The sequence below is a fragment of the Gilliamella sp. wkB108 genome, assembly GCF_001690195.1.
In the GTDB taxonomy this organism is placed as follows: domain Bacteria; phylum Pseudomonadota; class Gammaproteobacteria; order Enterobacterales; family Orbaceae; genus Gilliamella; species Gilliamella apicola_L.
The window spans coordinates 1-24,136 of the sequence record NZ_LZGM01000087.1 but is presented as its reverse complement, the minus strand read 5'-3'; the positions used below and the strand labels follow the sequence as shown (position 1 = coordinate 24,136).

Annotated in this window: 22 protein-coding genes; 5 read left to right on the top strand and 17 right to left on the bottom strand. The window is 35.3% G+C overall.

What is annotated here, in order from left to right:
- The 10 genes from xerC to A9G11_RS10025 form a co-directional block, all read right to left on the bottom strand.
- Positions 1-921, bottom strand: coding sequence for a tyrosine recombinase XerC (xerC, locus tag A9G11_RS10065; RefSeq protein ID WP_065619482.1), 921 nt, complete (start codon positions 919-921; stop codon positions 1-3).
- Positions 921-1,667, bottom strand: a complete 747-nt coding sequence (locus A9G11_RS10060; protein WP_065619481.1) for a DUF484 domain-containing protein — start codon at positions 1,665-1,667, stop codon at positions 921-923. Before A9G11_RS10060 ends, xerC begins: the two co-directional genes overlap by 1 nt.
- A 135-nt stretch (positions 1,668-1,802) precedes the next feature.
- On the bottom strand, positions 1,803-2,627 hold the full coding sequence (gene dapF, locus A9G11_RS10055; protein WP_065619480.1) for a diaminopimelate epimerase: 825 nt from the start codon (positions 2,625-2,627) through the stop codon (positions 1,803-1,805).
- 127 nt (positions 2,628-2,754) lie between these two features.
- A complete protein-coding gene (lysA, locus tag A9G11_RS10050; RefSeq protein ID WP_065619479.1) occupies positions 2,755-4,008 on the bottom strand; it encodes a diaminopimelate decarboxylase in 1,254 nt (417 codons plus the stop codon).
- Between the two features lie 12 nt (positions 4,009-4,020).
- Positions 4,021-4,161, bottom strand: coding sequence for an LPS translocon maturation chaperone LptM (gene lptM / locus A9G11_RS14225; RefSeq protein WP_141674405.1), 141 nt, complete (start codon positions 4,159-4,161; stop codon positions 4,021-4,023).
- A 271-nt stretch (positions 4,162-4,432) separates the two neighbouring features.
- Complete coding sequence (locus A9G11_RS10045; protein WP_442902989.1) at positions 4,433-5,320, bottom strand: L-ribulose-5-phosphate 3-epimerase; 888 nt, start codon at positions 5,318-5,320, stop codon at positions 4,433-4,435.
- 83 nt (positions 5,321-5,403) lie between these two features.
- Positions 5,404-6,048: a 3-keto-L-gulonate-6-phosphate decarboxylase UlaD gene (locus A9G11_RS10040; RefSeq protein WP_065619477.1), complete on the bottom strand. Its 645-nt coding sequence runs from the start codon at positions 6,046-6,048 to the stop codon at positions 5,404-5,406.
- A gap of 22 nt (positions 6,049-6,070) precedes the next feature.
- Positions 6,071-6,763, bottom strand: a complete 693-nt coding sequence (locus A9G11_RS10035) for an L-ribulose-5-phosphate 4-epimerase (protein ID WP_065619476.1) — start codon at positions 6,761-6,763, stop codon at positions 6,071-6,073.
- Positions 6,764-6,766: 3 nt separating this feature from the next.
- Positions 6,767-7,240 carry a PTS sugar transporter subunit IIA gene (locus A9G11_RS10030; RefSeq protein WP_065619475.1) on the bottom strand — a complete coding sequence of 158 codons (474 nt, stop codon included), beginning with the start codon at positions 7,238-7,240 and terminating at the stop codon, positions 6,767-6,769.
- Between the two features lie 25 nt (positions 7,241-7,265).
- Positions 7,266-9,032, bottom strand: coding sequence for a PTS ascorbate-specific subunit IIBC (locus A9G11_RS10025; RefSeq protein ID WP_065619474.1), 1,767 nt, complete (start codon positions 9,030-9,032; stop codon positions 7,266-7,268).
- A 427-nt stretch (positions 9,033-9,459) separates the two neighbouring features.
- Between A9G11_RS10025 and ulaR the strand changes: the two genes are divergently transcribed.
- Together ulaR and ulaG are read left to right on the top strand one after the other, a co-directional pair.
- Positions 9,460-10,221 carry an HTH-type transcriptional regulator UlaR gene (gene ulaR / locus A9G11_RS10020; protein WP_065619473.1) on the top strand — a complete coding sequence of 254 codons (762 nt, stop codon included), beginning with the start codon at positions 9,460-9,462 and terminating at the stop codon, positions 10,219-10,221.
- Between the two features lie 26 nt (positions 10,222-10,247).
- A complete protein-coding gene (gene ulaG / locus A9G11_RS10015) occupies positions 10,248-11,315 on the top strand; it encodes an L-ascorbate 6-phosphate lactonase (RefSeq protein WP_065619472.1) in 1,068 nt (355 codons plus the stop codon).
- 153 nt (positions 11,316-11,468) lie between these two features.
- On the opposite strand, the gene recG is transcribed toward ulaG, so the two are convergent.
- The 6 genes from recG to pmbA all read right to left on the bottom strand — a co-directional run bounded on the left by recG (position 11,469) and on the right by pmbA (position 20,510).
- Positions 11,469-13,556 carry an ATP-dependent DNA helicase RecG gene (gene recG, locus A9G11_RS10010; RefSeq protein ID WP_065619471.1) on the bottom strand — a complete coding sequence of 696 codons (2,088 nt, stop codon included), beginning with the start codon at positions 13,554-13,556 and terminating at the stop codon, positions 11,469-11,471.
- Positions 13,557-13,561: 5 nt separating this feature from the next.
- Complete coding sequence (spoT, locus tag A9G11_RS10005; protein WP_065619470.1) at positions 13,562-15,670, bottom strand: bifunctional GTP diphosphokinase/guanosine-3',5'-bis pyrophosphate 3'-pyrophosphohydrolase; 2,109 nt, start codon at positions 15,668-15,670, stop codon at positions 13,562-13,564.
- Between the two features lie 21 nt (positions 15,671-15,691).
- Positions 15,692-15,982: a DNA-directed RNA polymerase subunit omega gene (gene rpoZ / locus A9G11_RS10000; protein WP_065619469.1), complete on the bottom strand. Its 291-nt coding sequence runs from the start codon at positions 15,980-15,982 to the stop codon at positions 15,692-15,694.
- 159 nt (positions 15,983-16,141) lie between these two features.
- Complete coding sequence (locus A9G11_RS09995) at positions 16,142-17,362, bottom strand: CinA family nicotinamide mononucleotide deamidase-related protein (RefSeq protein ID WP_065619468.1); 1,221 nt, start codon at positions 17,360-17,362, stop codon at positions 16,142-16,144.
- Between the two features lie 50 nt (positions 17,363-17,412).
- The gene (locus A9G11_RS09990) at positions 17,413-19,149 is read right to left on the bottom strand and encodes a SulP family inorganic anion transporter (RefSeq protein WP_065619467.1); all 1,737 of its coding nucleotides are present in this window, start codon (positions 19,147-19,149) and stop codon (positions 17,413-17,415) included.
- Positions 19,150-19,157: 8 nt separating this feature from the next.
- Positions 19,158-20,510, bottom strand: coding sequence for a metalloprotease PmbA (pmbA, locus tag A9G11_RS09985; protein ID WP_065619466.1), 1,353 nt, complete (start codon positions 20,508-20,510; stop codon positions 19,158-19,160).
- 84 nt (positions 20,511-20,594) lie between these two features.
- Here pmbA and yjgA point away from each other — a divergent pair, with 84 nt between their 5' ends.
- The 3 genes from yjgA (at position 20,595) to cspE (ending at position 22,348) form a co-directional block, all read left to right on the top strand.
- Positions 20,595-21,131 carry a ribosome biogenesis factor YjgA gene (yjgA, locus tag A9G11_RS09980; RefSeq protein ID WP_065619465.1) on the top strand — a complete coding sequence of 179 codons (537 nt, stop codon included), beginning with the start codon at positions 20,595-20,597 and terminating at the stop codon, positions 21,129-21,131.
- Between the two features lie 66 nt (positions 21,132-21,197).
- Positions 21,198-21,728 (top strand): inorganic diphosphatase, encoded by a 531-nt coding sequence (ppa, locus tag A9G11_RS09975; RefSeq protein WP_065619464.1) that lies wholly within the window; start codon positions 21,198-21,200, stop codon positions 21,726-21,728.
- 410 nt (positions 21,729-22,138) lie between these two features.
- Positions 22,139-22,348 carry a transcription antiterminator/RNA stability regulator CspE gene (gene cspE, locus A9G11_RS09970; RefSeq protein WP_065619463.1) on the top strand — a complete coding sequence of 70 codons (210 nt, stop codon included), beginning with the start codon at positions 22,139-22,141 and terminating at the stop codon, positions 22,346-22,348.
- A gap of 159 nt (positions 22,349-22,507) precedes the next feature.
- Here the strand turns inward: cspE and gapA are convergent, their stop codons facing one another.
- Positions 22,508-23,506, bottom strand: a complete 999-nt coding sequence (gapA, locus tag A9G11_RS09965; RefSeq protein WP_065619462.1) for a glyceraldehyde-3-phosphate dehydrogenase — start codon at positions 23,504-23,506, stop codon at positions 22,508-22,510.
- Between the last annotated feature and the right edge of the window lie 630 nt (positions 23,507-24,136).

Sequence of the window (24,136 nt, the reverse complement as noted above, 5' to 3'; positions counted from 1 at the left end):
CTATTTTCCCCTTTTAGCTCTAGGATGAGCTGAATCATAAACATCAGACAGATGCGAAAAATCAAGATGTGTATAAACTTGAGTAGTTGATAAATCGGCATGACCTAGTAACTCTTGTACAGCTCTTAGATCACCACTCGATTCAAGCATATGTGTGGCAAATGAGTGCCGTAATTTATGGGGATGAACATGCGCACTTAACCCTTGCTTAACGCCCCACTGAGCAAACCTTTTTTCAACGTTACGCGGTGAAATACGTTTACCTAATTTTGAAATAAATAGTGCATCATCTTTTGGAACTAAAAAATCTCGCATAGATAACCAATGTTTTATCCATTTTATCGATTCTCGTCCTAAGGGTAATTTACGTTCTTTATTCCCTTTACCTAATACTCTAATTTCACCATCGGTTAAATTCAGTTCCCGACAATTAAGATTAACCAATTCCGATAGACGTAGCCCCGAACCATACATCAATTCAAGCATTGTTCTATCCCTTACAGACAAGGGATCATTATATTCAATATTAAGTAATTGGTTAATTTCATCAATATCAATATTTTTAGGAAGATGTTGACCTTGTTTAGGATTCAAGACCCCACGAGCAGGATTAGCGGTGAGTTGACCATTTTTCACAAGCCAATCACAAAAACTGCGTAAAGCAGATAACCTTAAGGCTAAACTTCGCGCTTGCAAACCTTGCCGTTTACTACGGCTAATCAACAGCCTTACTAATGATGAATCTAAATTGCGCCAATTAGTAAATTCAACTTCACTTGCTAAAGAAATCAGTGCATAAAGTTGACGCCGATAGTTAATCTGGGTATTTAAGCTAAGTTGTTTTTCTGATTTGAGATAATTTAAAAAATGTTCAACCGGCTCTGTTAATAAAGTCACTGCGTTTTGTTGGGGCTGATTCATTACATTTTTCCTGCTTTTTTGCGCATTATCCATTTTTCAATCAAGATAGGTAATATTTCACTCAGCTTTTCTAATAATAGTGTTCCTTGCCCTGCATGATAATGTTGTGGATTAGCGCTGGTAAAAATTAAAATGCCTAGATCGCCAAATTGTCCTAAAAGAGATAATGCCACTGAGCCGACATAACCATGTTCAGGCAATAAAAAATCTAATTCTGTGGTATTTAATGAACCTAAATATTGATGAGAATACTGTAAATGTCTAACTCGAATAAAGTCAAATCTTGAAGAATTTAATGCAAAATGGTGATAATTTGAAGGCGCATTAAGTAACCACTTATCCTCAAATAGATATAAATATGCACCATTTAACCCAAGTGATTTTGCCCAGATATTTAAAGATTCAACCAGTTCATTTAAGTTTGATGCTTTAACGAGTTGGACTTGTAAGTCCATTAGCTGATTAAAAAGAGATTCATTAGTACTCGCATGTTCCATCAATAAAGTAATTTCCGACTCTAATTGGCTAATTTTGTTGCGTTGCCTTGCCATTTGCCATTCAGGTAATGAAACGCCACCTCGTATTGGATGTGGTACGCGCATACGTTCAATATAACTGGCGTTTCGTATAAAAAAATCAGGATTGTCAATTAGATATTGGCTAACAACATCATCATCTAATTTAACTTTTGTAACGCTTCGCCTTGTATTTTTTTCTTTCAGTGATTGTGTAATCTTCGCTACCATAGTTAATCTCTACTAAACTGATATAACAGTATTCTAACTATCATGACTAAACCGTGTTGCAAAATTGTATCCATTTTTTGCTAGCTTTATCTATCGGGGTATTCAGAAAATATCTATAGGTGTTTTAATCTAATATTATATTGCAATATATCCATCATAAACATGAGTAGCTGGGCCAGTCATATAGAGTGGCAAATTAGCTCCTTCCCATTCGATAAAAAGCTTCCCTCCCGGTAAATTAACATTGACAGCTTTATTCAGTAATCCTTGATTAATTCCTACTGCCACAGCGGCACAAGCACCTGTTCCACATGCTTGCGTCTCCCCGACACCTCGTTCAAATACTCGTAAATTGATATTATCGCGATCAATGATATGCATAAATCCTACATTAGCTCGCTCAGGAAAGCGTTCGTGGGTTTCAAGTAATGGGCCAAGAGTGGTTACTTCAGCCGTCAAGACATTATCCACTTGTATAACACAATGAGGATTACCCATTGATGCTACTCCACATAATACAGTTCGTTCCTGCGCACGAATAATATAGGTTTTTTCCTCTTTGATTGCTTTAAACGGCACCTTGTTGGGTTCAAAAATTGGTTGCCCCATATTAACACGAACAGTTTCATCTTCATTGACAGTTAACACTATGTTACCCTTCATTGTGCTTACTTTTAAGGTACGTTTTTTGGTTAACCCTTTTAAACGCACAAAGCGGGCAAAACATCGAGCGCCATTACCACACTGTTGAACTTCACTACCATCGGCATTGAATATGCGATAATGAAAATCGACATCCGGTGCATAGGGTGGCTCTACAATGAGTAGCTGATCAAATCCAACACCGGTATACCTATCAGCAAGACGTTTTATCATTTCTGTAGAGAGATGAACATTTTGCGTTACCGCATCAATGACCATAAAATCATTTCCGAGACCATGCATTTTTGAAAAGTTCATCCGGGGTTACCTTCTATTGTAAAACGTTATTATTTGTTACTATACTGCTTTTCTACTTTTTATTTCCAGCGATTTAAAAAAGAAGTAATATTTTGGAGATTTATAGCCAATCTCTTTCGGGCAAAAATTATAAAACCTCTTCGCCACGCCATAAATCATCAAATGTTTCACGCTGACGAATTATTTGATGCTGTTTATCATCGAGCAACATTACTTCGGCTGGACGTGGATGACTATTATAATTTGATGCCATACTAAATCCATACGCACCGGCACTACATACCACTAATAAATCATCTTGATTGACGGATAATTCACGTTGGTAAGCCAGTACATCACTTGATTCACATATCGGACCAACAACATTATAAACATATGGTTTATCAGATGATTGCGGTTCTCTTTCTGGTAAAACTTGCATCCACGCTTGATAAAGTGCCGGACGAATAAGATCATTCATACCTGCATCAACGATAGCAAAATGGTTATTATCTTGATGTTTGGTATATTCTACCTTAGTGATCAGTAAGCCCGCATTGGCAACAATTGATCTACCCGGTTCAAATAAAATTTCGATATCTGGGTAGTTTTGTAATTTATGCGTTAGTTCGGTAACCAGTGAGGTTATGGCTGGGGGTTGTTCATTATCATAGCAAACACCAAGTCCACCACCCAAATCAACATGTTCAATATCAATATTATCAGATTTTAGTTGGTCAACTAAAGCAAGTATACGATCGGTGGCATCGAGAAATGGCGCTAATTCGGTTAATTGAGAACCTATATGGCAATCAATACCTACGATTTTAATATTCGCCATAGTTTTTGCTTTTCGGTAAACATCAATTGCTAATTGGTAACTAATACCAAATTTATTTTCTCGTAATCCGGTTGAAATGTAAGGATGTGTTTTAGCATCAACATCAGGATTAATTCTTAATGAAATTGAGGCTATCTTACCTAATTTTCTGGCAATTTCATCGATCCGATAAAGTTCAGATTCAGATTCAACATTAAAACATTTAATACCTATGCTTAAAGCACGTTCAATTTCACTAGTTGATTTTGCTACACCTGAAAAAACAACTTTTTTAGGATCAGCTCCCGCTTTTAATACTCGCTCAAGTTCGCCTTGTGAAACGATATCAAATCCTGCACCCGATTTAACCAGTAAGCTTAATACAGATAAATTACTATTCGCTTTAACGGCATAACAAACTAAATGTTTACGATGAATAAGAGCTTGTTCATACGCCATAAACTGTTTAGTTATATAAGGTGCAGAATAGATATAAAGTGGGGTTCCGTACTGTATTGCTAATTCAGATATGGCTATTTTCTCCGCCATAAGGTGGCCATTTTGGTAATGCAAAAAATCCATTATATTTCCTCGTTATGCCGTATGGTTAACTATATCAGATTGAATCGATGTATTTGCTTCTTGTGTTGGATAATAAAGTGGTCCTTTTAAACCACAACCAACTAATGTCATTATAACCAAAAATACAGAAAGTAATTTTATAGAGGATTTCATACGATATTCACAATTTTTTGCTTTTTACGATGCCGACTATATTACACGATAGCCTTATTCGTGCAAAGGATAAATCATCAAAGGATCACTTATAAAGTGAAACATTTTAATAAATTAACTCTGTTTATCTACTATACTCTTTTATGACAATGACAGTAATAATAATCATTATATGATTGTGTGATACAAACATGTTTAAAACATAAAGAAGTTAAACGGCAAGCTCCACCTTAAGGTAATAATCGATGGAGCAAGCAAAGTAATCTATTATTTATTCAAATATTGATGTAAAGAGTGGAAAATTGGTTTCATTGCCAATTTTATATGATCTTTTTTGTGCAGTAATAATATTCTCCTTCCATTTATTATCTTTTGCCCACATTTCAATAACTAACGGAGCAGTATAATTCATATTGTGTAACGTTTTAAATATCTTAGCAAAATCAACTTCACCTTCACCAATCACAAGATCCCTAAACTGTCCGGGGTAATTATCCTTAACTTTATGGGTATCTTTTAAATGAATTTGTACTATATGTTCACGACTTAACATTAATTCGGTACAAACATCGTAATTCCAACCGCTAATATTACCTACATCAGGATAAGCCATAAAATAAGGAGAATTTACCTCTTTCTTTAGAATTTCAAATTTACTTAATGAATTGAGATAATCGGTATCCATAATCTCAACAGCTAACATCACACCTGCTTTTTCTGCCTGTTTAGCAGACCATTGCATCCCTTCAATAAAACGTAAATGCGTATCTAAATTAGCGGGTTCATAATAGACATCATAACCCGCCAGCTGAATGACTCTTATTCCAAGTTTATAGGCAAAAGCGATAGCTTTATCCATGATCACTCTTGCTTGTTTCCTTATGTTTTTATCAGCTGAACCAAATGGAAATTTTCGATGCGCACTTAAACACATTGAGTGTAGAGGAATTGCATTTTGTTCGCATAAATGCCTAAGCGAATAAATCTCATCATCTGACCAATTAAGCCTTGCTCGACGTTCATCCGATTCATCAATAGAGATCTCAACAAAATCAAATCCTAATAATTTAGCTTCAAGTAATTTATCTTGCCATGAAAGTTCATTAGGTAATGCTTTTTCATAAATACCAACGCGAGGCGTTGATTTTGTTTGGTACAACGTACTTTTTGACATAATAACAACCTAATAATGATGACATAAAAAGATAAAGTGCAGTCGATGCAATGACTGCACAACAAAAATTACCAATATTTAGCAATTTGCTCTCTTAATGCTTGTGCTGTCTTTTTGCCATTTTCATTGGCTAGCGCACGACCTGCTATAAATGCTTTAGTTTTAATGCCAGCAAACAGATGTATATCTTCTGGGACAATCCCTCCGGTAATGGATAATTCAAGACCTAGATCTGAAAGCTGACGCATTTTAACTAAATCCTCTTCACTCCAACCTACTCCAGCTAATTCGGCATCTCTTGAACGGTGATAGATCGCTTGTTTGATACCCAATTTTCGCCAAGCTTTAGCATCTTCTAATGTCCAATGACCATATAATTCGATTTGGATCTCTCCATTAAACTCATCAGCTACTTTTTTACATGCTTCAACTGTTGCAATATGTGCTGCAGCTGATACTGTCAACCAATTCGCTCCAGCAGAAAAAACCATTTTAGCTAGAATTGCGCCACCGTCTGTGGTTTTTAAATCACAAACTAAAATATGGTTAGGATGAAGCGCTCTTATCTTCTTCACGCCTTCTATACCTGCCCCGAAGGCAAGAATTGTTCCAACTTCAATAATATCGACAAATCCGGCGACATTATTAGCAACCTCTATTGCCGGTTGTAATTCTGTTTGATCTAAAGCAATTTGTAATTTAGGTTTTGACATTTTGTTATTCTCCTATTAAATCCTATTTTTGACCGTAATAAGCATTTGCTCCATGTTTACGGAAGTAATGCTTATCGGATAAAGTTTGTTGAATTTTTATGGTTTGATTGAGTTGACGGGTTGAAACGGCCATCATTGCCACTTCTTCAAGTACTACTGCATTATGCACAGCATCAAGGGCATTTTTACCCCAACAAAATGGAGCATGACCAGAAACAATTACACCGGGCATAGCAATGGGATCAAGACCACGACGAGTAAACTCTTCAATGATCACCAGCCCAGTATTTTTTTCGTATTCAGAGGCAATTTCTCTATCAGTTAATCGACGCGTACAAGGGACATCACCATAAAAATAATCTGCATGGGTAGTTCCTAATGCTGGAATATCTAACTCTGCTTGCGCCCAAATAGTGGCATAACGTGAATGGGTATGTACGATACCGCCTATATTTTGAAATGCTTTATAAAGTTCAAGATGAGTTGCGGTATCACTGGACGGATTTAATTTTCCTTCCACTATTTCACCAGTTAACGATACCACCACAATATCATCGACTTTCATATGGTCATACTCAACACCAGAGGGTTTAATTGCCATCACACCTTTTTCACGATCAACTTCTGAAACATTGCCCCAGGTGAAAGTCACTAAATTGTAATGAGGTAATAGCAAATTTGCTTGTAGAACCCTCTCTTTTAAAGACTGATACATAAATTAGCCTCCAATTAACGCTTGATCGATAACGAGATAAACATCTTCTTTGGTTTTGCACCGTCTAAATTTATCCAGATCAACGCCGGTTTCACTATTTTCGTCATCCAAAATTTGGGTTACTTCCATTAAACCCTGCATATGTTCATCTGAAGTACTACCGGCTAAAGTGACTAACACATCAACTGGCTCTTCTTCACCATCAAAATAGACTGGTTTATTTAAAGTGACTAAAGCAAATGCGGTATGATTAACGCCATCTTCTGGTCTGGCGTGAGGCATGGCCAAATTGGGTGCAATAATGATGTAAGGTCCCATTGTTTTGACACAATGGATAATTGCATCATAATATCTAGGCTCAATCGCTTTTGAAGCAACTAACATATCGGTTCCTAATTTGACCGCTTCTTGCCAATTTGCAGCATCTGCTTTAAGTAAAATAGAGTTATTTTCAATCAATGATTCTTTTAAAGCCATGTTGGACTCCTTATAATTAACTAGTCTATTTACCATTAACTTTATTAATAAGATCGATTAATTCATCCCCAAACGTTTGCGGGTTTAACATATTTTGTACACCTAACGCATGTTGTCCTTCATTTACTTCAATTTCATGAATGAGATGTTTAGATGCAACAATAATGTCAACATTAGGTAATCGAGATTTATAATCAGTGACAGCACAAGAATCCATTACATTTGGGATACCTTTTTTATCTAAATAATTGGCAATTTTCATTTTCATCATCATTGATGAACCTTGACCACTACCACATACCGCAAGGATACGAATTGGTCGCCCTTCACTAATGGCTACTTCGTCCATTTTTTCAACTACTGCCTCATTGACATCTTGATGAACGTTATTATCTTCTGGTTGATTTTTTTGTAATGCTTCATCTATCCGTAACTGTTTAGCTGCAAAGAACATATAAACCAGTGCTAACGCGATGATTAGATAGATAAATAGATGTGAGAATGACAAACCTTGTAAAATTGGTGGAAATAAAATCGCCCAATCGGCCATTCCCATCCAAGCATCGATTGGTGTGCCGTTTTGAGCAAAAATATTAATAACCCAAGCCGAGCCAAGTACTTCTATCATGCCCATCACAAAACAGATTTTCATTACTGCTTTCCAACCACCGAATTGATTAGCAAAAACACCAATGGTTGCATTCGAGAAGAACATAGGAATAAAACCTGGAATAATCATAATTGGGGATTTAAAGATGAGTAGCAGCGCAATCGCTAAAAACTGACCTAATGCACCCCAAATAAAGCCAAATACCATGGCATTAGGTGAAAACGCATAAATTGCAGCACAGTCGATAGCAAGTACGGCATTAGGTATCAGTTTTTCTGAGATCCCTTTGAAGGCTTCTGATAGTTCAGCAACGAACATTCTTACACCACCAACAATTATTTGTATGGCAACGGCAAATTTAAGACCAGTTTCAAAGATATAGATAGTCCAATGAGTTTTACCTGCCATAGTCTGTAAGTTATCTAACCCAAATGACAGTAAAATAATGCCAAAAAAGAAGGTCATAACAATAGTGGTGGCAGCAATACTATCGTGAAAAATATGTAACCACTTTGGCAGTTTTAGATTATCAACAGAATCAGCTTTATTGCCTAGTTTAGGAGCTAATTTCACCGCAATCCATGAGCCTAGTTGTTGTTGGTGACCAATTGAAAAACCTGCGCCTCCGGTTACTTCTTCTGTTGGTTTAAACATCATATTAGAGAAGATCCCCCAATATAATGCAGTAATAATGGCGGAATAGATGATTGTTTCCCACATACTATAACCAAACAGGAAATAAAATAGAGCGATTAAACCCACCTGTTGAAACATAATATGACCGGTTAACATAATAGTGCGAATACCCGTTAAACGACGGAAAATAACTAACAGAATATTGATTGATAGCGCTAATAAAACCGCATACCCTACCCATGAGTAGTATTCACCCATATTATTTTCGACCGCTACCATTGATGCATAAGTATCTATGATCGAACCTTTAATACCATGATATTCAGATAGTTTTGATATGACTGGCTTGAACGTTGAAACCAATACGCCAGATCCAACTTGTAGTAACATAAAACCAACGATAGTTTTAATCGTTCCTTTGAGTACAGTTGTTATATCTTTTCGTAAAAGACAATAACCTAACAATGTTACTAAGCCGAGTAACAAAGGTGCCTTTGTCATGACCTGACTATAAAAAATATAAAATATGTTATAGATTACTTCCATATGCCCCTCTCATTAGTTATCGACATTATTTAACCTAATAGCCTGTTAGCTAACTTCATCTCAATGCCTGTTATATGGTTGTTTACGGTAAAGTGAGTTAAGGAGATGACAGGTCACTTTAGTCGGTTAATTAAATTGATTGATTAACGCTAACCATATTCTATAATCACAAACAATCATTCAATGATTATTTATGATTAATTTGATGTAGATCACTTTTCTATTTCAATACACTTAATATCTGTGACAAACATCACATTATTGTTAAAAAACAAGCCTGTTTTTAAAAATAAATTCATAATTATTAAATAGATATATAAATACCCTTTAAAATACGATTAAAAGCAATTGACAATATAAAAAATGAAAATTATTATCACAAATAATCAAATAAAATCATAAAATGATATAAGAAAAGAGGTAATAGATGAATGAATTAACGCGACACAATGAAATTGTCGCATTAGTTAACGAAAGAGGTTTTCTCAAAGTAACAGAAATTGTGTCGGATTTTGCTATCTCGCCTGCAACAGCTCGGCGAGATATTACTAAGTTAGCACAAGATGGTCGGGTCAAAAAAGTTCGTAACGGTATTATGCGTTTAGAGGAACAAAAACCGATTTGGGCGCCAATTGGTATAAATAATACTGATCATTATCATGAGAAAGCCCGTATCGCTATTCGAGCTGCTAAATTGTGCGCAAGTGATGAAAATATTGTGATTAATTGTGGATCAACCGCCTTTTTATTAGGGCGAGAATTGTGTGGTAAAAATGTCTCAATTATCACTAATTATTTTCCTTTGGCTTGTTATCTGATTGAGCATGATCATGAAAATGTCATCATTATGGGTGGTTTATATAACAAAACACAAAATATTATTCTTAACCCTATTGCTAGCATTACTGATTCTTATGCAGGTAAATGGATGTTTACCAGTGGAAAAACATTAACACCAACTGGCCTTTATAAAAATGAGATATTAAGTGCAGTTGCTGAACAACAAATATTGGAAAAAGCTGAAAAACTTGTCGTCGTAGTTGATAGCTCAAAAATTGATACCAAAGCAAATTCAGGCATGCTTTTTTGCCCAGTAAGTAAAATTGATATCTTAATTACCGGTAAGCAAGCCAATAAAGATGTAATCGAGAGTATTAAGGAACAAGGTGTTGAAGTGATTTTAGTCTAACTATTTAATTTAAAAAGGAACAAAGTATGAGTAAAGTAGACCAAATAACGCGTGAATCGTGGATATTAGACACATTTCCAGAATGGGGAACCTGGCTTAATGAAGAGATAGAAAATACAGTGGTTAAGCCCAATACATTTACCATGTGGTGGCTTGCTTGCACAGGCATCTGGTTAAAATCAGCTGGTAACACCAACATTTGTGTCGACTTTTGGTGCGGAACCGGTAAAAAAACACATGCTAATCCATTGATGAAAAAGCAACATCAAATGATGCGAATGGGGGGCGTCCGTGAATTACAACCAAACTTGAGAACCAGTCCATTTGTACTTGACCCTTTTGCCATTAAAGAGATTGATGCAGTAATGGCAACCCATGATCATGCCGATCATATTGATGCTAATGTTGCGGCTGCGGTAATACAAAACTGCTCACCGAGCGTCAAATTCATCGGACCTAAGGCTTGTGTAGAGTTATGGAAAAGTTGGGGTGTTCCGGCTGAACGTTGTATTGTCGCCAAAGTGGGAGAAACAATTAAAGTTGGTGATATCACTATTCAAGTATTAGACTCATTTGACAGAACCTCTCTGGTAACCTTACCACAAGGTGTCTCATCAACAGATAAAGCGATTTTAGATGGCATGAATGATAGAGCGGTTAACTATTTATTTCAAACTTCAGGTGGTTCAATTTATCATTCAGGTGATTCACACTATTCTAACTATTATGCGAAACATGGTAATGATTATAAAATTGATGTTGCGTTACTTTCTTACGGTGAAAACCCTCGTGGTGTAACCGATAAAATGACCTCTTCGGATATCTTACGCGCAGCTGAGTCACTCAATACAAAAGTGGTTATTCCATTTCATCATGATATCTGGTCTAACTTCCAAAGTGATCCTCGTGAGATTGAAGTACTTTGGGAAATGAAAAAAGATCGACTTGAGTATCAATTTACACCATTCTTCTGGCAAGTAGGCGGTAGATATACTTATCCAACCGATAAAAACAAAATGCATTATCAACATTATCGTGGCTTTAGGGATATTTTCACTGATGAGCCAGAACTACCTTATCGTTCTTTCCTGTAAATACTGAACAAATTTGTGGGCTTTGTAACTATACCAAAGTCCACAATTATCTTTACCTTTTTAACCACCGTTATCCAATAGTTAAAAGAAATATCAATCATTTATCGAGTAATACTTTGACCGATTTACCTTTAACAATTTAAAAACAGATCGCTAGGCATTAATGTATTTTTGACGATCTGGAAGCCAACACTCCACTAATTGATGAGCCGTTTTAGGATAGTTTTGTTGGAGATAATATGAAACCTTTTGAACATCACTAATTAAATGTTGATCACGAATGAGATCAACTATTTTAAAATTGGCTATACCCATTTGCCGGGTTCCCAAAATCTCACCACTGCCGCGAATTTCTAGATCTCTTTGTGCTATAACAAATCCGTCATTGCTATCACGCATTACTTTCATGCGCGCTTGTGCGACTTTGCTTAATGGCGGTTGATACATCAATACACAGTGAGAAACGGCGGTACCTCGCCCTACTCGCCCACGCAGTTGATGTAATTGAGCAAGCCCCAAACGTTCAGCATTTTCGATGATCATTAAACTTGCATTAGGTACATCAACACCGACTTCAATAACGGTAGTTGCAACCAAAAGTTGTATATCGCCTTGTTTAAATCCTTGCATCACCGATTGCTTTTGCTCAGACTTCATTTTCCCATGAACAAGTGAGATCGATAAATGAGGAAGCTTCTGTTGTAACTCAACAACCAGCATTTCAGCGGCTTGTGCATCAAGTGTTTCTGACTCTTCCACTAACGTACAAACCCAATAAACTTGACGATTTTCCAGACAGGCTTGATTGACTCGTTCAATGATTTCATCACGACGTGAATTGGGAATAACCACTGTGGTAATCGGCGTTCTACCGGGAGGCAATTCATCAATAATAGAAACATCTAAATCAGCATATATTGTCATAGCAAGCGTTCTGGGAATAGGTGTTGCTGTCATTATCAATTGATGTGGGTGAAGCTGATTTTTGATGCCTTTTTCCCATAAACTTAACCGTTGGTTTACGCCAAAACGATGTTGTTCATCAATAATAACTAAACCAAGTTTTGCAAATTCAACTTTATCAACAAATACCGCGTGAGTTCCTATTAACATGGCTATCTCGCCATTTTTAATACTTTCATAACGTTGTTGTTTATTTTTAGGCGTTAAACGCCCTGATAACCAATCGACGTTGATTACAAGTGGCTCAAACCATTGTTTAAAATTATTGAAATGTTGCTCGGCTAAAATTTCAGTTGGTGCCATTAATACAACTTGATAACCATTTTCAATAGCATTTAATGCCGCTAATGCCGCAACCAAAGTCTTTCCCGACCCAACATCCCCTTGAATTAAACGCATCATAGGTATTGATTTGGCCATATCTTGATAAATATCGTGAACAACACGTTGCTGAGCATTAGTTGGCGTGTAGGGTAAAGCAGATAAAAATCGAGATATGCAATGTTGATTTGGAATAATTGAATAAGCTTGTTGCTCTTGATTATGCGTCTTTAACATGAGCATACTTAAATGATAAGCAAGTAATTCTTCAAAAATAAATCGTTTAATTGCCGGATGTTCTCCCATTGTTAATTGAGAAATGTCAGTATCAATAGGTGGATTATGAATAATATTTAAAGACTCTAATACACCTAAATAGTGACAGGCTAACTGTTCAGGAAGAATTTCAACAGGAGGATTACGCTTAAGCAATAATAAAGCTGATTGAATCAATTTACGAATGACATTTTGAGTTAACCCATGGGTAGTTGGATAGATTGGAGTATACCTTTCCTGTTTGTCATCAATAGTATTGGATTTATCCTCGCGATTAATTTTAAACTGAGGATGAATAATTTCAGGGTACGTTTTACCTGCTTTTACCTCACCATAAGCACTGATCCATTTACCAGGAACTAATGTTGCTTTCATTCCAGCATTAAAATGCATAAATCTTAATATGGCGATTCCTGTATCATCTTGAATATGACAAATCAACATTTGCCGACGTCTAAACACAACCTCACTTTTAATAATATTGCCTTCTATGGTGGTATATTCACCTATTGAAACATCGCCGATTGCACAAGATGTATTACGATCTTCATAACGTAATGGGAAGTGAAGAAGGAGATCTTGAACCGTATAAATCTCCAAGGAATGAAATTTTTTTTCTAATGTAGTACCGATACCGGTTATCTGTATTAACGGGATATAATTAAAAAAACGGTTTGTCATAGTGATTAATTAATATTACGAATAACACTGACAACATCTTGTTGAAGTGCAATTTTGCGTATTAATTCACTAAGTTGTTGAGCGTCTTTTACTTCTAGTTGCAAAATAATAGTATAAATCTGTCTATCTTTTTCTTCACTATTGAGCCATTGAATATGTGCTTTCTCATCATTAATGATAGAAATAATATGCCCCAGTGAACCTTGATTATTTAAAATATCCACCCAAATTTCAGCAACAAAAAATTGATTTATATTTGCCGCCCATTTCAAGGCAATATACTTTTCTGGATAATTTTGATAACCAGTTATATTTCGACAAGATTCATGATGAACAGTTAACCCTTTTTCTGGACTAACATGACCAATAATTGGATCATTTGGAATTGGATGACAACATTTAGAAAACGTCACCAAAACGCCTTCGCTACCTGTTATGACTAACGTTTTATTCGCTTGTGGTTGATTTTGCAATAACTCTTTATGCTCTAATCCTTTAGCAATAAAGTGGCTCATTATGTTACCAAGTCCAATCTCAGCCAACACATCATCAAAGGTCGGTAATTTTGTTAATTCAATGATTCGCTCAATTTTTTTAGGTGAAAGCGCTTGTATACCACCAGATTTGACTAAAGAGAGATCTAACAACCGTCGACCTAACTCGATTGCATCTTCTCGTTTTAATGTTTTAAGTGCTTGGCGAATACGAGATCTTGCTTTTGCACTGACCACAAAATTTAGCCAGTTCGCATTAGGTCGCCCTTCCGATGAAGTGATAATTTCAACGGTTTGCCCACTACTTAATGGTTGTGAAAGCGGATAAGGTTTGCGATCCACAAAAGCACCAATACATTGGTAGCCGATATCTGAATGAACCGCATAAGCCAGATCGACTGCCGTCGAACCTTCTGGTAACTGAACAATACGTCCTTTAGGTGTAAATACGTAGATCTCTTTAGGAAACAGATCTGATTTTACATTTTCAATAAACTCAAACGAATTACCTACACTTTGTTGTAATTCTAATAAGCTTTGCATCCAACGCTGTGCTTTAATCTGCGCAGTCGTATTGGTGAGTTCATCATTTTCATTATAGACCCAATGTGCTGCTACACCCATTTCAGCCATTTGATCCATATCCTCAGTACGGATCTGAACTTCAACCGGCGTACCATGAGGCCCAATCAATGATGAGTGCAAAGATTGATAACCATTCGCTTTAGGAATAGCAATATAATCTTTAAAACGATTGAGGCGCGGTTTATATAAATTATGGACTAACCCAAGCGCGCGATAACAAGCATCGACATCTTTTACTACAATTCTGAAGATATAGATATCCATAATTGAGTGAAAATGTTGTTCACGCAATTGCATTTTTTGATAAATTGCATAGATATTCTTTTCAAGCCCTTCAACCACCGCATCAATTTTAGCTTCTGACAGGCGTCCCCTTATTTCAGATAAGATTTGTTGAATCAACTCTTTTCTGGTTCCACGAGCAGCTTTAACAACTTTTTCAATCACTTTAGCTCGATTAGGATGCATGGCTGCAAAACCTAAAATCTCTAATTCGGTTTTAATATGATGTATGCCTAAACGGTGAGCTAGTGGCGCATAAATCTCTAGGGTTTCTTTGGCAATTCGACGACGTTTATCCGGCCTCAAAGCACCAAGGGTACGCATGTTATGAGTGCGATCGGCAAGCTTAATCAATATGACACGCACATCCTCGGTCATGGCTAAAACCATTTTCCGAAAATTTTCAGCTTGTGCCTCTTGTCGATTACGGAATTTTAATTTATCAAGTTTGGATACACCTTCAACTAAAACAGCAACATGTTTGCCAAACTCTTTAGTTATATCTTGAAAAGTGATCGGTGTATCTTCGATAGTATCATGTAAAAGTGCAGCGATAATGGTTTCATAATCAAGTCGCATGTCCGCCAAAATGGTGGCGACGGCGACAGGATGAGTGACATAAGGTTCACCACTACATCGGAATTGCCCTTCATGTGCTTTTTTAGCAAAGAGATAAGCATCTTGTATAAGTTCTACTTGTTTAGGTGGAAGATAAGATGCAACAACCTCTTTTAAGCTATCAAAATATTGCATAGGCAATTCTCAGCAAAAAGCTTATTCGTATGACGGCGTATTTTCAAGAAGAATCGATTCATGAAGATTAGAACGAACTTCAGCCTCTTCATCTTGACGAGCCTGAAATTCTGCTGTATCAAGAATTTGTTTATTTACCAGACCATCTTCAATTTCACGCAAAGCTACAACGGTTTCTTTGTCATTTTCTTCAGGAAGTAATGGTGATTTATTTTCGACTTGTAATTGACGTGCGCGTCTTGCTGCGACTAAAACAAGATCAAAACGATTGCCAATTTTTTCTACTGCATCTTGAACAGTTACACGAGCCATTTTTACCTCTAATGTTTTTACTTGATTGCTTTTTCAGGAAGATTGGCTATTCTACTTAATTTTGTAGGGAATTGTCTATACTAATAACTAATATTCTTTATATCACTAGTACTAACAAAACAAACAAAAATTCCTGATTAAGCGCACCTTATGGTTGTGTTACTCGATAACCTCTAACCAAACATTCGGTCCAATGATTGGTTTATTTAAAAGATAGCGCCGTAACCCATCTAAAGCTATGGTTGATAAAATTTGCTGTTCTATCTGTCGATTCTGCTTGCGGCCAATATACTTCAAATTAAACTGTAACACCTGTTTTGCCGTTGCAATAATTAAAGTAAATTGACTATTTTTTTCTTTAAAATTAACCAAACCCAAAGCTATATCCGCTTTATTGTCAGTTAACATTTGTAAAAAATAATCACTAGGATCTTCAACTAATAAAGGGTTAACTTCAGATTTGACTATTGGTGCATCTGATTCAAACAATTGATAACCAATCATACCGGCAGATTGCTGCTCAATAATCACAATATTCATACCCTTGTCATGCAATAATGTTGAAACTATTTTAGCTAATTCAAATTCTGCTTGTTTAGCAATATTCCCTTCATACAATAAATTATCAGCAACTATGGCTTTTATTTGTTCCCATAACTTATCCATTTGATTTTTTTGATGCAAAGGACCCGTTAATTTTAACTCAATAATCGGCATTGTTGCGCGATATCCAACTATTATATCAATAGGTATCGCTAATTTTTGGTCTATTTCTGTTGCTAATTCGCTTTCTGAACGCCCTATCGTTGCTAAACGATAACATAATGATCTCTCAACATGGGGAAAATTTAATTTTATTTGTGGCAGTATTGATGTTCTTATCATCTCTTTGAATTCAGAAGGTACACCGGGCGTAAAAAATAAAATACAGTTGTTCATCTGCATTTTAAACCCACAAGCAGTGCCAATTGGATTATCAAGAATTGATGCACTTTGTGGTAACATCGCTTGCTTTCGGTTATTAGCTGGCATTGTTTTACCACGACTTTTAAAATAACGCTCTATCTCAATTAACCACTCTTCATGTAGTATAAGCGATTCATTTTTTGCACGTGCAGCAGCTTCGGCGCTTAAATCATCACTAGTAGGACCAAGTCCACCATTAATTATTAATACATCATTAATTAAACTACGTTCTTGTAGTGTTTGAATAAGCTGTTGTAGGTTATCACCTACTGTATGACGTGAAGTAATTAAAAAACCTTCCTGAAAAAGAAATTCAGACAACCACGCTGCATTGGTATCTACAATTTGACCATACAATACTTCATCACCCGTGCTAAGCATTTCGATTTTTATACTGCTGTTTGTCTGATTCATAATATTCCTTGAGTAATTTAATAAATCATAATTAATTAAAAAATAAGGCGTTAACTAACATCATCTTCATCATCTTTGCTTTCCATGTGTTCTTTACTTTGTATTAACCTCACAGCGAAATAAAGATCATAAGCAAATTCTATATATTGTTCATCCAGCTTTATATTCATCTGTTTAAACCAATTTTTTAAGGTTTTTCGTCTGCCTGATAAAATCAAAGTCACATTACGTACTTTCAACGATTTTACTAACTCATCAATTCCTAATAATACACTCACATCTTTATAAGTAAAACAAGGAATTGCATCAACAACCACATAGTTTATTGGCTCCTGTGCCTCATCAATATAACTAATAATACGCCGTTTGAAATAGGCAATATTGAAATAGGTAAGTGGTGAATTAAAACGGTAAATTAACGTGTTTTTTATCGGTTGAACATCTTGACTTATAGAATGGATCCTACCACTTGCATCCACGCCTAATAGCTGATCTTTCGGTCTAAACACTCGACGTAAAAATAAAAAGAGACCTAATAACACAGCCAACGCCATACCGGGAATAATGCCAATAACTAATACAGCAATCAACGTTGACAAACTAAGATAAAAAGCATCGCGATCAAATTTAAAAAAGCGTAATATCGTTTGAAAATTGATAAGCGAAATAGACGAGTAAATAAGAATCACCCCTAATACACTAGTTGGAATATATTGCAAAGGCGAAAGGAAAAATATCACCACAATACCAATTAACATAGCAGCAATAATTGAAACTAATTGCGTCTTGCCTCCATTTGCATCATTAACTGCTGTACGTGAAGATGTGCCACTGACCACAAATCCTTGCGATAACCCAGCAACAATATTGGCCATACCAAGTGCTTTAAATTCAGTATCGGCATTAGTTTCATAGTTATTCTTGGTGGCAAAACTACGCACAGTTATCATCATACTGACAAAACATATAACAGCAATATTAAGTGACGGTACGACTAAATCCCGCATTAATCCTTTATCAAAACTTAGCCATGATTCAGCTGGAATAAAATCACCCGTTACTTGTCCAATAATCCTAATATCATATTGCTGAAAATTAAATAACCAAGAAAAAAGAGTCAGAATTATAACGGCCAAAAGCGGGGCTGGATATCGCGGTTTGACTCTTTTTAAAACAATCAAAATCACTAACGTAAAAAACGAAACAATGGCTGTTCCAATATGGATTTGTGAAATTTTAAAAGGAAGATAAACAATTCGCTCAATTAAATAGGAATAGTCATAACTAAAACCTAATGTTTTAGCAAGCTGATCCACCATGATCGTAATTGAAATACCATTTAATAAACCAATTAAGATTGGTTGACTAAGCAAGTCAGCCAACGCACCAAGATGTAATTTCCCCGCGATAAGACACCAAATACCTATCATTATGGTTAGTAACACCACTAATTGCCAACGCAAAATTGGATCGTTTGCCGCTAATGGAAAAACTACCGCTGCCACTACTGCGCAAGTTGCTGTATCTGGGCCTATAATCAGTTGTCTTGATGAGCCAAATAGCGCATAAACAATAAGCGGTAAAATAGTTGAATATAAACCAGCAATTGCGCCAACACCGGTCAATTCGGCATAAGCAATTGATACTGGAAGCGAAACTGCTGCGACGGAGAGTCCTGCTTTGACGTCAAAATTCAAATATTCACGCTTATACTGTAATAAACTTTTAAGTCCCGGCATCCATGATGTAATTTTTTGGAAAAGTGTACTATTTGTGAATTTTCCCATACTGTTCCTTATTTTCCGGCTATACTCATATTTTCAATTAAAATTGAACCACTTTGAATATTACCCCTTTTTTCAATATCATTACCAATAGCTACAATATTTTTATACATATCTTTAAGATTACCCGCTATCGTGATTTCGTTAATAGGGTATTGAATTTGACCATTTTCAACCCAAAATCCGGTTGCTCCTCGTGAATAGTCGCCAGTGACATTGTTCACACCCTGTCCCATTAACGATGTGATCACCACGCCTTTATCCAGTTTTTTCAACATTACATAAAAATCTGCATCAGTTTGGCTTGGTGACACTAACCAATTATGGATACCTCCGGCATGACCAGTTGGTGTTAATCCTAATTTTCTAGCAGAATAGTTACTCAGCAAATAAGTTTGCAATACCCCTTGTTCAATAATATTTCGTTTCACTGTTTGTGTTCCTTCGCTATCAAACGGTGAAGAACCAACCCCTTTTAAAATATGAGGATCTTCAAAAATTGTCATCCATGTAGGGAAAATTGCTTGACCAACACTATCTAATAGAAACGAAGATTTTCGGTATATTGCTCCACCACTAATAGCACCAATTAAATGCCCCAATAATCCAACGGCAACATCTGGACAAAAAAGAACAGGTACTTGCATAGTTGCTATTTGTTTTGCCCCCAAATGAGCAATGGTCTTTTCTGCGGCTTGCTGCCCAACCCAAACTGGCGTTGCTAATTGATCAAAATCGCGTGATGAAGTGTAAGCATAATTTCGTTCCATTTGTCCATCTTGCTCAGCAATGACAGAACAAGAGAGTGAATGTGAACTTGCGCAATAGCCTTGTAACATACCTAAACTATTACCATACACATAAACACCATATCGACTACTAAAATAGCCACCATCACTACTCATAATTTTAGGATAAGCTAATGCATTTTGTTCAGCCTGCTTGACCAGTTCAATGGCTTTATCAACATTTAAATCACTCGGATAAAATAAATCTAAATCAGGAGGATTAAATGCCATTAAATTAACATCCCCCAAGCCTGAATAGGGATCAGCTGAGGTATATTGCATAATATTAATTGCCATATCAATCGTTTGAGAGATCGCTTGTGGTGACAAATCATTAGTTGATGCACTACCTTTACGTTGATTTTGATAAACAGTAATAGCTAAGGCACCATCACTATTAAATTCGACATTTTCCGTCTCGCCCATACGTGTGCTAACACTTATTCCGGTTGATTGATTAATCGAAACCTCTACAGAATCGACTCGAGGTTTTGCTTGCTCTATCGCATTGGCAACGATAACAGACAATGTGGTTTGTTGAATTTTAGCGTCTTTTTTTATTTGTTCTATACTCATCTTATTATTTTCTACATTTATGCTAGTGATACGTTATAATAAGCTACAATTGCATTTTAGTTAACAGTTAACATAAGAAAACCTATGAATAACTTTAAAGAAACAGTAATAGAACCAAATTTTGATAATGATACTATTGATGAAGAAATTATTTATGTCAGCAAAAGTGAAATAAAAAGAGATGCCGAAGCACTAAAAAAATTAGGCATAGAATTAGTTAATTTAAGTAAGAACGAAATTGTTAAAATACCACTTGATGATGATTTACTTTATGCAATTGAATTAGCTCAGAAAATAAAAAAAGAAGGTTATAGAAGACAAATTCAATATATTGGTAAATTACTTCGTAGCCGTGATATAGAACCAATTACACAAGCGCTAGATAAACTCAAGAATCGCCATAATCAACAAGTAGCTATATTTCATAAATTAGAAAAATTGCGCGATGAGTTAATCGAAACCGGTGATGCGGAAACCATTATCAATCTGTTTCCTACAGCAGACAGGCAACAACTTCGTACCCTTGCGCGTTTAGCCAAAAAAGAGACAGAAACAAATAAAGCCCCTAAAACGGCAAGACAAATTTTTCAATATTTAAAAGAATTAAGTGACACAATTTAGTTTTTATAATGTAAAATTGTTAATTATTATTAAACCTTGTTTTAACAAAGTATAGAGGATACAAAAATGGGACTATTAAATGTACCAGCGGGTAAAGAATTACCAGATGATATTTATGTTGTGATTGAAATTCCAGCCAACGCAGATCCAATCAAATATGAAGTTGATAAAGAAAGTGGTGCTGTATTTGTTGATCGCTTTATGGCGACAGCAATGTTTTACCCATGTAATTATGGTTATATCAATCACACACTATCTTTAGATGGTGATCCTGTTGATGTCTTAGTTCCTACCCCATACCCATTACAACCTGGATCAGTTATTCGTTGTCGTCCTGTTGGCGTATTAAAAATGACAGATGAGTCAGGTGTTGATGCTAAATTAGTAGCCGTACCACATACTAAACTTTCAAAAGAGTATGATCACATCAAAGATGTTGATGATTTACCAGAATTACTTAAATCTCAAATTAAACACTTTTTTGAACAATATAAAGCACTTGAAAAAGGTAAATGGGTTAAAGTTGACGGTTGGGAAAATGTTGATGCTGCTCGTAAAGAAATTATGGAATCTTTTGAAAGAGCAAAAAATAAATAACTCAATTATTGATGCAATCCACTAACTAAATAAAGTAACCGATAAACGAAGGGGCATAAAATAATTTTATTCCCCCTCCAATTCCCCTATTTATTTTGACTTTCGAAATAAAATTATCATTTTTAGAATGTAACAATTACTTTCTATCCAATTGATTGATAAAACCTAAAAATATTAGAAAAAACTTCATTCTAAGATGAAAAAATTGTAATTAACGTCTTGCTTTCGATTATATTTTATGCGGTAATAGTAACAGACTTTTAACACATTATTTTTTTATGAAAACGTTTAACTTTTATAACCATGTTTTTAACATATTATTTTCGTTTAATGTCGATTAATGAATATAGTGTTTTAGTCTAAGCGAGCCTTAAAAGGCTAATATTAATTATTGTTAGGATGTCTAGTAAATGAATAAGAAAACTGGCCAAGTAAAATGGTTTAACGAGAGTAAAGGTTTTGGTTTTATTACCCCAACCGATGGAAGCAAAGATGTATTTGTTCACTTTTCAGCAATTTCCGGCGACGGATTCAAAACATTAGCAGAAGGGCAACAAGTCGAATTTGCTATCCAAGATAGCCCACGTGGACCAGCAGCGGCTGAAGTTGTCGTTATTTAATTAATTTTCTTAATTAAATAATTCATATAAAAACAAAAACGCTCATGCAAATGGGCGTTTTTTATTTGTCTAAAGAGACTATTAATCATAAGTATTAGGCATAAAAAAAACGACCCTGAGGCCGTTTTTTCGGAAGTTAAACTAATTATCTAATATTAATTATTTTTTAGAAATAACTGCAATTAGATCTAATACTTTGTTAGAGTAACCTGCTTCATTATCATACCAAGCAACAAGTTTAACGAAATTGTCACTTAATTGGATACCTGCTTTAGCATCAAATACAGATGTACAGATTTCACCTAAGAAGTCTGTTGAAACAACATCATCTTCAGTATAACCTAGAACACCTTTCATTGGGCCTTCAGCAGCAGCTTTGATTACTTTACAGATATCTTCATATTTAGCTGGTTTTGCTAAACGAGCAGTTAAGTCAACAACAGAAACGTCTGGAGTTGGAACACGGAAAGCCATACCTGTTAATTTACCGTTTAATTCAGGAATAACTTTACCTACAGCTTTAGCTGCACCTGTTGATGAAGGGATGATGTTTTGAGCAGCACCACGACCACCACGCCAATCTTTGTGAGATGGACCATCAACAGTTTTTTGAGTTGCAGTTGTTGCATGAACAGTTGTCATTAATGCTTCAACAATACCAAAATTGTCGTTGATAACTTTCGCTAAAGGCGCTAAACAGTTAGTAGTACAAGAAGCGTTAGATACGATATCTTGACCAGCATAGTCTTTATCATTAACACCAATAACAAACATTGGAGTTGCATCTTTTGAAGGACCAGTTAAAACAACTTTCTTCGCTCCAGCTTGGATATGTTTACGAGCTGTTTCATCTGTTAAGAATAAACCAGTAGCTTCGGCAACAACATCAACACCAACTTCATTCCATTTTAAATTCGCAGGATCTCTTTCAGCTGTAACACGAATCGTTTTGCCATTCACAACTAATTTGCCATCTTTAACTTCAACTGTACCGTCAAATCGACCATGAGTTGAATCATATTTAAGCATATATGCCATATACTCAACATCTAATAAATCATTGATAGCAACAATTTCAATGTCTGAACGTTTTTGTGCAGCACGGAAAACAATACGACCAATACGGCCAAAACCATTAATACCTACTTTGATTGTCATAACAATTACCTTCTTTTTGTGAAATGATAAAAAAAACTTACAGTAAACTACCAAATTTTAGAAGGTTATTCAAGATCATTCATAATAATAAGGCACGAATTAAACAAATTCGTTTAGCGTAGCTGAATCGATTTATATATTTCCAAAAGAAATCAAACGTATACTATAAAAGTTTCGTTATTATAGCGTTTAAGGAATGGTTAGAATTTCTTATATAAATAACATTAATCGCATTATTAATGTAAATAGGAATTTTTGTATAAACATATCGTTTCATTGATCTAATAATAAAAATCCTAATTTGATTAATCTCAATAGGAAATTAAAAGGGAAAATATAACAAAAAACCAGTAAGAAGGCACAACATAGCATAAAGATCATAATATTGTTGAAGTAAATTATACTAGTGATCTACCCTATGTCTCCAAATCCATAATCTTAATTTGATAGAGTTTCAAGTACTATAAATCTTCAAACTATTCAAAAATAGATGCTAATTAAACTTACCTCAATATCTGCTTATTTATCTAAAAATTTATTAAAAATTAATTGGATAAATTCATCAGAATGTAAGGGTAACTTATCATATAATTTAGGATTAGTTTTATCTTCTATATCACTTGTTGTGAA